This is a genomic window from Candidatus Thiodictyon syntrophicum, assembly GCF_002813775.1.
Taxonomy (GTDB): Bacteria; Pseudomonadota; Gammaproteobacteria; order Chromatiales; family Chromatiaceae; genus Thiodictyon; species Thiodictyon syntrophicum.
Genome location: NZ_CP020370.1, coordinates 333,415 through 345,308, shown reverse-complemented (window position 1 = coordinate 345,308; position 11,894 = coordinate 333,415). Strand labels below are relative to the sequence as shown.

6 protein-coding genes are annotated in these 11,894 nt (G+C 69.9%); 1 reads left to right on the top strand and 5 read right to left on the bottom strand.

Annotated features, from left to right (window positions below; all coding sequences use genetic code 11):
- Positions 1–150: 150 nt before the first annotated feature.
- Positions 151–1,752 carry an adenosine deaminase family protein gene (locus tag THSYN_RS01460; protein WP_100917567.1) on the top strand — a complete coding sequence of 534 codons (1,602 nt, stop codon included), beginning with the start codon at positions 151–153 and terminating at the stop codon, positions 1,750–1,752.
- A gap of 655 nt (positions 1,753–2,407) precedes the next feature.
- Here THSYN_RS01460 and THSYN_RS01455 read toward each other — a convergent pair.
- From THSYN_RS01455 to THSYN_RS01435, 5 genes are all read right to left on the bottom strand, one after another.
- The gene (locus tag THSYN_RS01455) at positions 2,408–2,860 is read right to left on the bottom strand and encodes a hypothetical protein (RefSeq protein WP_216644661.1); all 453 of its coding nucleotides are present in this window, start codon (positions 2,858–2,860) and stop codon (positions 2,408–2,410) included.
- Positions 2,861–2,901: 41 nt separating this feature from the next.
- Positions 2,902–3,873 (bottom strand): two-component system response regulator, encoded by a 972-nt coding sequence (locus THSYN_RS01450; RefSeq protein WP_100917566.1) that lies wholly within the window; start codon positions 3,871–3,873, stop codon positions 2,902–2,904.
- A gap of 84 nt (positions 3,874–3,957) precedes the next feature.
- Positions 3,958–7,413, bottom strand: coding sequence for a CHASE domain-containing protein (locus THSYN_RS01445; protein ID WP_100917565.1), 3,456 nt, complete (start codon positions 7,411–7,413; stop codon positions 3,958–3,960).
- 32 nt (positions 7,414–7,445) lie between these two features.
- Positions 7,446–8,660: an ATP-binding response regulator gene (locus THSYN_RS01440; RefSeq protein ID WP_236848767.1), complete on the bottom strand. Its 1,215-nt coding sequence runs from the start codon at positions 8,658–8,660 to the stop codon at positions 7,446–7,448.
- A 284-nt stretch (positions 8,661–8,944) separates the two neighbouring features.
- Entirely contained in the window at positions 8,945–11,866 is a 2,922-nt protein-coding gene (locus tag THSYN_RS01435) for an ATP-binding protein (RefSeq protein WP_172965219.1), read from the bottom strand.
- Positions 11,867–11,894: the final 28 nt, after the last annotated feature.

The window sequence follows — 11,894 nt, the reverse complement described above, 5'->3', positions numbered from 1 at the left end:
CTTTCAGCATTTGGCTCTGCGTTTCAAGAGTTCCTGACCACCCGGTGCATCACCTGTCGGGTGGGCGCCTGCGGCTCCAAGACGGCTCGTAAGATGCTGATGCACTTATGGCTGACGGCTGATCGCTGACGGCTGACTGCTCTTTCCAGGATGAACCGACACACCCCCATCGTCGCCGCGCTGCTGGCCTTCAGCATTGCCGCAAGCGCCCCCACGAGCGCGCAGCCCGACGGCAGCGCCGCCGCCCTGTGGTTCGATGCCCATCGGGATCGGCCACCGCTGCTGCGACAGTTCCTCACGCGCCTGCCCAAGGGCGCGGACCTGCACTCGCACTTCTCGGGCGCCATCTATGCCGAGAGCTTTCTGGATTGGGCCGCCGCGGATCAGGACTGCATCGACAAGGCGCGGCTGGTCCTGGTGGCGGCCCCGTGCCGGCCGGGCGGCAACCTGGTGGCGGCCGGACGGCTGGATGACGATACCTACGACGCGATGGTGGATCGGATGTCCACCAAGGATCTCAGCCAGTCGGGGCGGTCGGGCCACGATCAGTTCTTCGGCACCTTCGATGTCTTCGGTCTCGTGGGCGACGACCCACGCCACGGCACCGCCATGCTGACAGAGATCAGGAACCGGGCCGCGGCGGAGAACATTGCGCACCTCGAACTGATCTCAGGCATTCAGCGCGAGTGCCGGGACGCACGGGACACCTGTATCGCCCACCTGGCCGGAACACTCGCGTGGCCGGAACCGGCGGACGGGCGCCCCGGCCAGGACCTCACCGCCGAGTTCGCCCGCATGGAGGACCAGTTGCGCGCCGCGGGACTGCCGGCGCTGGCTGCCGAGGCCAGTCAGGCCCTGGACGCGCTGGAGGCGTCCTACGCAGAGTCTCAAGGGTGCGGCGGCCCCTCGGCCAAACCCGGTTGTGCCGTGAGCCTGCTCTGGGAGCAGGAGACCATCCGCACCCAGCCACCGCAGCGGGTGTTCACCGAACTTGCCTATGCCTTTGCGCTGGCCGGGGTGAACCCGCGGGTCGCCGCCATCAATCTGGTCGCCCCGGAGGACGACCCGGTCGCCCTGCGCGATTACGACCTGCATATGCGCATGGTGGCATTCTTCTCCCGGCGGGCACCCAAGGTGAGGATCGCCCTGCACGCCGGTGAATTGACCCTGGGGCTGGTGCCGCCGGAGCGTCTGCGCACCCACATCCGCGAGGCAGTGACGGTCGCCGGGGCCGAGCGGATCGGCCACGGGGTCGTTATCGGCTATGAAGATTCGGCGTTTCAGACGCTCCGAATCATGGCGGACCGGGACACGGCCGTGGAGGTCTGTCTGACCAGCAACGACCTCATCCTGGGGGTGAAAGGCCAGGATCATCCCTTCCCCGATTACCTGGCCGCGGGGGTCCCGGTGGTCTTGGCATCCGACGATGCCGGGGTGTCGCGGATCGACCTGACCAACGAGTATCTGCGCGCCGTCAGGGACTACGGCCTCTCCTATGCGCAGGTCAAGCAACTCTCGCGCAACGGACTGACCTACAGCTTCCTTGCGGGCGCGAGCCTGTGGCGCGACCCGGCGCACACCGCGCCCGTCGCCGCCTGCGCGCACGATGAACCCGGGAGCGCTACACCCTCGCAGACCTGCCGCGACTGGCTCGCCGGGAGCGCGAAGGCCGGTCGGCAGTGGGCATTGGAGGCGGCCTTTCAGTCCTTCGAGCGCGCGGAGGACTGGGCAGCGGGGCGGCCTCGATCATAATCCCGGCCACTGGGAGCGCCGCACCCCAGTGCGGCGCGATCTCGCTGGCGACCGCTGCGTTGCGTGCTGCGGACAGGCCGGGCCGCACTGGGGTGCGGCGCTCCCAGTCGGTCGGCCTGAAGGCCGACCGACACACCGCGGTGGCCGGAACGATGATCGAGGCCGGCGGGGCCTTAGTGCGGGACGGCGGAGACCCCGTTAGCCTTCCCGGTTGTAACCGTTGTCGTGGAGGTGAACTCCGCATCATTTCGTACCCAGGCCACAGACCGGAGGTCGAGGCTTCAGCCGGACGCGGCGCCGCCCGCTGAAGCCTCGACCTCCGGTCGAGTCGCCTCGCTTACCGCCGGTCGAGCCTTCGCAGCACGGAGTTTTCCGGAAATCGCCCCAGGCCTCACTTGGAGTCCGGTCCGGCCTGGGAGCGCCGCACCCCAGTGCGGCGCGATCTCGCGGATCACCCTGCCGGTGTGGGTTGAGCAGATGCCTCGCCGCACTGGGGTGCGGCGCTCCCAGTGGCCGTTGCGGCTTGAGCCACTGAAAATCCGCGCGCTTCTCAGCCGCGTGTCGACATCTCGGGGTCTCTCGGGGTTTTCGGGAGGAGTCCAAGGCTTCAGCCTTGGATCGGCCGGCCAAGGCTGAAGCCTTGGCCGCCAAATGGTCATCGTTCCGGCCTTAGGGTGGACAAGCGATAGCGCAGTCCACCGAAGGCCACGCCGCCGCTCCCTCGCATTCGACCCTTTTGAAAATCATTGATGTCCGGTAAACGGATGCCCGGGCGCTTCTTGCGGATGAAACTGCGGTAGATCCAGCGGCCGAAGGCGCGCTTAAGGCTGTCCAAGGCGCCGCTGTCCAACAGCGCCACCAGCCGGGCGTAAACCGCGAGCCAGGTCGGCTCGTCGCGCGCCTTCTCCAACTGGAACAGGGCCGCGACCAGGTTTTGGACCTCGGCCGGGTAGGTCTCCCCGCCCACGATCGCCCCTTCGTCGAGCAGCAGGTAGGACCAGTGGGGGCGATAGTGTGCCAGCCCGCCCGGGGCCGGGTCGATCAGCGCGGACAGTTGCGTCGGCGCCGTCCAGCGCGACTCGCCGTTGTCGAGGACCACCGGCAGCACCGGCGGGAGGGTCCCGGCCGCGGTCAGGGCCTTCTGGGCGATCAGGTCCTGATCGCAACGGCGGCGAAGCGGGCCTCCAGGTCCGGATCGAAGAAACGCAGGGTATTGCGGCCGGCCGCCTTGGCGCGATACATCGCGATATCGGCGCACTCCAGCAACGACTGCACGGTTCCCTGATCCTGGTCGAACATGACGACCCCGATGCTCGCGGAGCACAGGTGGTCGCCGTCGGCCAGGCGATAGGGTTGGTTGAGTGCGGCCTGGATCTTGCCGCCGACCAGCCCGGCCTGGGCGGCCGCGACGTCCAGGGGCCGGCTCAGATTCTCCAGTGCGACCACGAACTCGTCGCCCCCGAGACGGGCGACGCTGTCGCTGCGGCGCACGCAGCCGGTCAGGCGCCTGGCGACCTCCTGGAGCAGCAGGTCGCCCGCGGCGTGGCCCAGGGTATCGTTGAAAGCCTTGAAGTCGTCCAGGTCGATGAACATCAGGGCGCCGAAATCCTGGCGGCGGTTGGGCTGTTCGAGGCGGTCCAGCAGCAGGCGCCGGTTGGGCAGACCGGTCAGTTGGTCGTAAAAGGCGAGTTGCCTGACCTCCTCGTTGATCCGGCGCAGCGCCTCTTCCCGCTCCCGCAGCAGAATGTGTGTCCCGACCCGCAGGCGCAGCACATGGGGATTGGCGGGTTTCTGAATGAAGTCCGCCGCCCCGGCCAGCAGGGCGAGGGTTTCGCTTTCCGGGTCGTTATTGGCCGTGATGACGACCACTGGAATCTGGTGGGTGCGCAGGTCCCCTTTGAGGTGCTGCAGCACTTCGTAGCCGTCCATGGTCGGCATCATGAGATCGAGCAGGATCAGGTTCGGCAGGTCATCGCCGTGCAGGCGGGCCAGTGCCTTGGGCCCGGAGAGGGCGAATTCGCAACTGAACTCGGGGGCGAGCGCGCGGGCCATGATGTGGATGTTGGCCGGGCTGTCGTCGATGATCAGGATCCGTGCCTTGGTGTCGTGCGGGGTGTTCAAGGACTCTGTTCCTCCAGTCTGACGTGCGATTGCGCCGCGTGCCGCGGGGTGCGGGACGGCCTGCCGGCGGCACTCGCCCTTGGGTCATGCCGACCCCGGGGGTCCGGGGTGCGCGGACTCAGGCCAATGCGCGTGGAGCAGGGCCAGTGCCGTGTCGAAGTCGAGGCGGTGGATCGCCGCGGCCAGGGTCTGTGCCGCCGGCTGGCCCTGGGCCTCGGCCAGGGCCGGTTGCAAGGCGCGCACGAGGTCCAGGGCCGCCAGGTCACCCTGGGCGAGGGCGGCGCCCAAGGCGGCGAGCCGCGCCGGGTCGAGCGGGATCGCCACGGCCGCGTCCGGCACGTCGGCGGCCGGTTCCTCCAGCCAGGGGCCGAGGCCCGCCAGCACCGCGGCGAACTGTGTGCCGAAGGCATCGAGCAAGGGGGTCAGATCCGGTTGCCGGGCGCTGATCGCCGTCTCCAGGACCGCCGCGCTCTGCACCAGGTCGTGGGCGCCGAGATTTCCCGCGGTGCCCCGCAGCGTATGCAGGGCGCGCGCCGCCTCGGGCCAGCGGCCGCGCTCCAGGTCGAGCCGAATCCGTTGCGCCGCATCGCCGTACTCGGCGGCAAAGTCGCGCAGCATTGCCAGGAAGAAGTCCCAGTCGTGGTCGAGTTGGAGCGCCGCGCGGCGGGTGTCGAGGCCGGGGATGGCGGGAAAGTCCGCCGGGGGCTCCGGGTCGTGCTTCCCCGGTGACGCCCATGCCGGTGCTGGTGCGGGCGCCGGGGCCTCGGCCGCGGCGGGCGCGCTCCAGCGCTGGAGCACCGCTACCAGTTCATTCAGGTCCACCGGCTTGCTCAGGATATCGTTGACCCCGGCGTCGCGCGCGGCTTGGCGTTGCTCCAGCAGCACCCCGGCGGTGAAGGCGATCACCGGCAGCGCGACCAGCTTCAATTCGTCGCGGATCGCGCGGGTGGCGGCGAGTCCATCCATCACCGGCATCTGGATGTCCATCAGGACAGCGGCGAAGCCCTGCGGTTGCGCCCGCAGGATCTCCAGCGCCAGTCGGCCATCGGCGGCCAGGGTCGCGCGGGCGCCTTCGCGGGTGAGCGCGCGCTCCAGGAGGTCCCGGTTCATGTGACTGTCATCCACGACCAGGTAGTGTCGCCCGCGCAGCCGCGGCCCGACCCCCGGCGCGGGCGCCGGGACCGGGGCCGGGAGGGCGTCGTCCTCGGTGGCCCGCGCGTAGGGCAACTCGAACCAGAAAGTACTGCCGACCCCCAGGGCGCTGTCGCAGCCGAAGGTGCCGCCCATCAGCTCGACCAAGTGCTTGCTGATCGCAAGTCCCAGCCCGGTGCCGCCGAACCGGCGGCTGATGGTGCCGTCGGCCTGGGTGAAGGGCTGGCCCAAGGTGGCCAGGTGTTCCGGTGCGATGCCGATGCCGGTATCGGCCACCTCGAAGCGCAGGCGCACCCGGTCGGCGTCCGCAGCGGGCTGGCGGACGCGCACCTGCACCAGGCCCCGCTCGGTGAATTTCACCGCGTTGCCGACCAGATTGACGAGGACCTGCTCCAGACGCAACGGGTCGCCGCGCAGCCAGTTGGCGAGGCCCGGCGGCGCGTCGATCCGCAAACCGAGCCCCTTGGTGCGGGCCAACTGGCCCATGAGGCTCTCGACCTGCGCCAGGATGGGCAGCAGCTCGAAGGGGCGCGTTTCCACCTGGATCTGTCCCGCCTCGATCTTGGAGAGGTCGAGGATGTCGTTGATGATGCCGAGCAGTGTCCGCCCGGCCGCGCGGATGCGCTGCACCATCTGCCGCTGCTCGCTTGACAGCGTGTCGCGCTCCAGCACCTGTGCCAGGCCGAGCATGGCATTCATCGGGGTGCGGATCTCGTGGCTCATGTTGGAAAGGAATTCGCTTTTCGCCCGATTGGCCGCGTCGGCCTGACGGGTGCGCTCGGCCAGTTGTCCGGTCCGCTCCTCGACCAGTTCCTCCAGGTTGTCGCGATAGCGTTGGATCACGGCGGTGCGCCCGGTCATGCCGAGCATCAGCACCTGCAGGAGGGTGGCGAACATCAGCCCCGCCACGCCCACGGCCCAGGCCAGCCAGGGCCGGTGTTGCTGCCGGTAGTCCGCGGTGGGCGTGACCGACAGGTCCCAGTCGCGATCCCCCAGGCGCAGCACGGTGCCCCAATGGAGCGCCGCTTGCGGGCGGGGCCCGGCGTCCCCGGGCTGCGACTGGTAGAGCAGGCCTTGGGCCACGGGCGCCGCGGGATCGGTCAAGCGCAGCACCAGCCCGGCCGGCACCAGGCCCCGGGTCGCGATCTCGACCAACTCGTCCACCTTGACCACCCCGACGGCAAAACCGCTCAGGCGACCCTCCCGCGGGCCGCCCGGCGCGGGCGTTTCAGTGACGGGCAGCAGCTCCAGCACCCCCGCCCGCGGCTGTTGCTCCTGGACCAAACGGATGGGCGCGGTGACGGCCATGGCACGGCTGGCGCGCGCCCGCTCGATGGCCGCCCGGCGCACCGGTTCGGAATAGATGTCATAGCCCAGGGCCGGCTGGTTGTCGGCCAGGGGCACGATATAGCGTACCGCCACGTATTCGGGCCGGGCGGCGGCCGGGATCAGGCGCCGCTCGCGGTCGCGCTCGGTGATCCGGTAGGGGCCGAACGGCGACCCGGCGCTCAGCCGACGTTCAAAGGCCGGGCGCTCGGCCTCCGTGACCAGGTCATTGAAGCTGAGTGCGAAGATGTCGGGGTTGTCGTGCAGGGTCAGGCGCGTGAACTGCTCGAACTGAGCGAAGCTGAAGTCCGGCGTCGCCTCGATGAAATGGCGCAGCGAGGACAGCACCTCCCGGTGCGTGATCAGACGGTCGTTGATGCGCCTGGCGATGGTCTCGCCATCACCCTGCAACTGGCCGTCCTGCGACAGCCTTTCCCAGCGCGCGGCGCCGTAGAAGGCGAGCCCGGCCAGGCCCAGGGTCAGCAGCATGGGGATCAGGAAGCGGCGGCGACGTTCCCGCCACAGGGGGTCCTGCCGGTTGAGCAGGGACAGCGCCAGCGGCGCGAACACCAGCACGCCCAGGCAGTCGCCGACATACCAGTTCCACCAGGTGAAGGGCACCTCGGCGCGCTCGACCACCCCGGTCGCGGCGAGCGCAGTGACGCTGATGGACGCCGAGACCACCGCGGCCAGCACGCCCCCCAGCAGGAGAAAGGCGAAGGCGTCCTGGTCGCGTTCCAAGGCGCGCCAGGCGCTCCCCTGCCACCGGGTCACCAGCCGGCGCCCGCCCTCGGCCTGCAGGGTCGCGCCGGCGGCAATCACCAGCGCCACGCCGACCGTAGTCGGGTTGAGCGTGCCGCCCAGCCAGGTCTGCGCGAGATTGAGCAGCGCGGAGCCGAGCCAGACGCCGGGCAGCGCCGCGCGCCCGAACCAGAGCGCGCAGGCGAGCGCCAGGCCGGCGGCCGGGAACACCGGGCTGGCGTAACCGGGCGGGATCGCCAGGGTGAGGCCGGCGGCCCCCAAGAGTGCATACGCCAGGGCAATCGCGGTGATACGTTTCATGGGTGCGAGGTGGCTGCCGTGCACGGGGGCATTCAGTGCGTGCGCGGTTTCAGGTCCGCCGCCGACTCGGCCAGGCGGTCCAGCCAGACCTCGGCGACGAAGGTACTGCCCGTCGCATCGCTCGCGGCCAGCCGCAGTCCGCCGTTCATCAGGCCAGCCAGGTGCCGGGCGATGGTCAGGCCGAGCCCGGCGCCGCCGACGCCCGCAAGATCGGCCTGATCGCCCTGCTCGAAGGGCAGGAAGACCCGCGCCCGGGCCTCGCTCGGGATGCCGCAACCGGTGTCCGCGACCTCGAAGGCCAGGCGGAGTCGCTCGCCGGCCTCGCCCGCGACCCGGACCTGCAGGGTGACGGAGCCGGCCGCGGTGAACTTCACCGCATTGCCCAGCAACTGGATCAGCAGTTGCGACAGCCGTTGCAGGTCGCCCCAGAGGCAGGGCGGCAGGCCCGCCAGATCGAGCCGCAGGTCGAGGCCCTTGGCCGCGGCCGACGGACCCACGGCCGCGTAGAGGCGGCGATAGAGGTCGTCCGGCGCGAATTCGTGCGGATTGAGCAGCACCTGGTTGGTCTCGAAGGAGGAGATCTCCAGAATGTCGCCGAACAGCCGGGACAGGGCCGCGGCGATATCCAGTACGCCGGCGAGCCGCTCCTGTTTGTCCGCATCGGTTTCCTCCTGGTGCAGGAGCCCGAGCAGGCCGACGATGCCGTTGAGTGGGGTCCGCAGCTCGACACTCATGTTGGCCAGGAACCGATCCTTGGCCCGATTGGCCGCCTCGACCTGGGTCAGGCTCTCGCGCAACGCCTGGGTGCGTTCGCTCACACGTTGCTCCAGTCCGGCGTTCAGCCCGCGTAAGGTCTGTTCGCGCTCCCGCAGGAGGATCTGCATCCCCACGCGCAGCCGCAGCACCTGGGGGTTGACCGGCTTGTTGATGAAGTCCGCCGCGCCGGCCAGCAGGGCGCTGGTCTCGCTCTCGCTGTTCTGGGCCGCCGTGATGAAGATCACGGGAATCTCCCGGGTGCCGGGCTCGGCCTTGAGCCACCGGCACAGTTGGAAGCCGTCCATGCCCGGCATCATGACGTCGAGCAGGATCAGGGCCGGCAGTTCCCCCGTTCCGAGTCGCGCCAGGGCCTCGGGCCCGGACAGGGCGAACTCGCAGGCATAGTCCGGGGCGAGCGCCCGGGCGATGATCTCGATGCCCATGGGCTCATCGTCGATGATCAGAATGCGTGCCGGGTCGTTTTCAGACATGTTCAAGGCCTCATGGTCTGTCTTCCCGTATCGGCGAGGCCTCGCCTCAGACCAACGAGCCGCGGCTCGCACGCCAGGCATCGAAAGACGCGCCACCGGCTGGGGGAATAAGCAGAATCAACAGGTTCTTGCGCAATTATACGTGCAATAGTCCGGGACCCCGCTTCGCGCGAGCCTGTTGTCCTGCGATTAAGTCCCTTATTTACAATAATTTACCTTATGGCGGCGGCCTGGTCTCGGCGGCGCACAGAGCGCCCGTCGCCCCCGGTTCGAAATCAAGCAGTTTACTGCTGCGGATCGGATTCCAGTTGGGCCAGTGCGGCATCGAAGCGCAGGGTCTGGATCAGCTCCGCCAGGGCCTGGGTCGCCGCCTCCCCATGGTGCCTGGTCAGGACCGGGCGCAGTTCGCTGAACAGGTCCCGGGCCGCCAGGTCACGGCGGCGCAGGGCGGCGCACAGGGCCGCGAGCGCCGCCGGGTCGAGCGGTGCGGCGCCGCCCGGGTCCGCGGCTCCCGGGGGCGGGGTTTCCAGCCAGGGATTCAGGGCGGCCAGCAGGGCGTGGAGTTGCGCCTCGAACTGCGCGAGCAGGCCCGCGACTTCGGGGCCTCCCGCGGTGATGCCCAGTTCCAGCGCCAAGGCGGTCGCCGCCAGGTCGCGGGCGCCGATGTTGCCCGCGATTCCCCGCAGCGCATGCAGCCGGCGGGCGGCCGCGGACCCCTGACCATGCGCCAGGTCGTCGCGGATCTGGCGCGTCTCCACGCCGAAGCGGGCGGCAAACCGGCGCACCAAACTGAGAAAGAAGGTCCGGTCGTGGCCGAGCAAGACGGCCGCCCCGCGGGTGTCGAGGCCGGGGATCTCGGGAAACTCCGCCGGGGCCGCGGTGCCTGGGTCCTCGGGTGGCGCGGGGGCCGGTGCCGGGACCGCGGCCACCGGCAGGGGCTCGCCCCAGCGCCGCAGGACCGCGACCAATTCCTCCAGGTCAATCGGCTTGGTCAGGAAGTCGTTGACCCCGGCGGCATGCGCCGCCTGCTGCTGTTCGGCCAGCACCGCGGCCGAGACGGCGATCACCGGCAGGTCGGGCAAGGCGAGCTCGGCGCGGATCGCGCGGGTCGCGGCCAGTCCGTCCATCACCGGCATCTGAATGTCCATGAGGACGGCGGCGAAGCCGTTGGGTTGCGTGCGCAGTTGCTCCAGGGCCTGGCGACCGTCGGCGGCCAGGGTGACGCGGGCGCCCTCCCGCCCGAGCGCCCGTTCGAGCAGGTCCCGGTTCATGTCGCTGTCGTCCACCACCAGGTAGTGCAACCCGTGCAGGCGCGGCCCGGTCCGGTCCGCGGCCGGCGTCGCCGGGAGCGCGCGGGACTCCTCCCCGGCGGCCCGCGCGCAGGACAGCTCGAACCAGAAGCGGCTGCCGACCCCGAGGGTGCTCTCGCAGCCGAAGGTCCCGCCCATCAACTCCACCAGGTGCTTACTGATGGTCAGGCCCAGCCCGGTGCCGCCGAAGCGCCGCGTGATGGTGGCGTCGGTCTGGAAGAAGGGCCGCCCCAGGGTGCCCAGGTCCGCGGGCGCGATCCCGATCCCGGTGTCGGTGACCTCGAAGTGCAGACGCACCGCGGCGGCCGGGGTCTCCTGTTGGCGCACCCGGACCTGGACCTCGCCCCGCTCGGTGAATTTCACCGCGTTGCCGACCAGATTGACGAGGACCTGTTCGAGTCGCAAGGGGTCCCCCAGGACGCGGGGCGCCAGGTCCGGCGGTGTCTCGATCCGGAACCCAAGCCCCTTGGCGCGGGCCATCTCACCCATCAGGCTCTCGACTTGCGCGAAGAGGGGCGCCGGTTCGAAGGGCCAGGTCTCCACCCGGATCTGGCCCGCCTCGATCTTGGAGAAGTCGAGGATATCGTTGATGATGCCGAGCAGCGAACGCCTGGCGGAACGGATCCGCTGCACGATCTGCCGCTGCGCGGGCGCCAGCGTGTCCGCCTCCAGGACCTGCGTCAGGCCGAGCATGGCATTCATGGGCGTGCGGATCTCGTGGCTCATATGGGCCAGGAACCGGCTCTTGGCCGCGTTGGCGGCCACCGCCTCGGCGGTGCGGCGCGTGACCCGCTGCTCCAGTTCCGCATTGAGCGTGTGGATCGCCTCCTCCGCCTCGCGCCGTGCCGTGATATCGGTGGTCACGCCGCCCAGTCCGACGACCTCCCCCTGCGCATTGCGCAACGGGAATTTCGTGGACATCACGGTAATGGTGCTGCCGTCCTCGCGCAGCAGTTCCTGTTCGAATTGCCGGGTGAGGCCCTGCTCCATCAGCTCCTCATTGTCGGCCCAGAGCCGGTCGGCCGTGGCCCGCGCGAAGACCTCGCGTTCGGTCCGGCCGAGCACCAGGTCGGCGGGCTTACCGCAGATCCGCAGGTGCGCCGCATTGGTCGAGGTGTAGCGGTGTGACCGATCCATGGCGAAGATGGCGGAGGGCGCGCTGTCGATGATCTGCCCCAAGAGTTCGCGGCTGGCGTGCCACTCGGCCGTGCGCTCGGCGAAGCGCCGATCCAGCGCCGTGTTGGTGGTCTCCAAGGCCGCCTGGGCCCGGCGGCTGTCGGCCAGCCCCCGCCGAATCCAATACAGGCCCAGGCCGGTGAGTCCGATCGAGAGCAGGCTGCCCAAACCGACGGTCGTCAGGGCGACCGAGGCACTGCGCTCGGAGTTGCTCAACCGCTTTTTCAGCAGCCCCCGCTCCGCGGCCTTCAGGTCGGTGACGAGGCCCCGGATGGCCTGATGCAACCGCTCCTGATCGCGTTGGGCGATCCCTTCCTGTGCGGCCCCGAATCCCTCGCGCCGCCGCACCTCGAGCAGGACCGCGAGATGGGCCATGCGCTGTTCGCTCAGGATTGCCAGCACGGGTAAGCGCCGCACCTGCTCAGGGCTCGTGACCAGACGCCCGACGCGGCCAAGGTTCGCATTCAGGTCCCGGGCGGCGTCGTCGTAGAGACGCAGAAAGTCGGCGTCGCCGAGGGTGACATAGTTCAGGGCCGCCGCTTCGGCCTCGGCGGCCGTGGTCAGCACGCCCTCCAGCGCCCCGATGACCTCCTGCGTCTGGGCCACCCGGGCGCCGTCCTCCTGGAGTCGCAAGATCGCCAGGAACGAGGCCAGCGCCACGGCCATGGCGAGGCCGACGCCCAGGGTGACTCCGAGGAAGAGCCACCGCTCGGCGGTCACCACCCGCGGCGGGGGCAGCGGGTCCGCG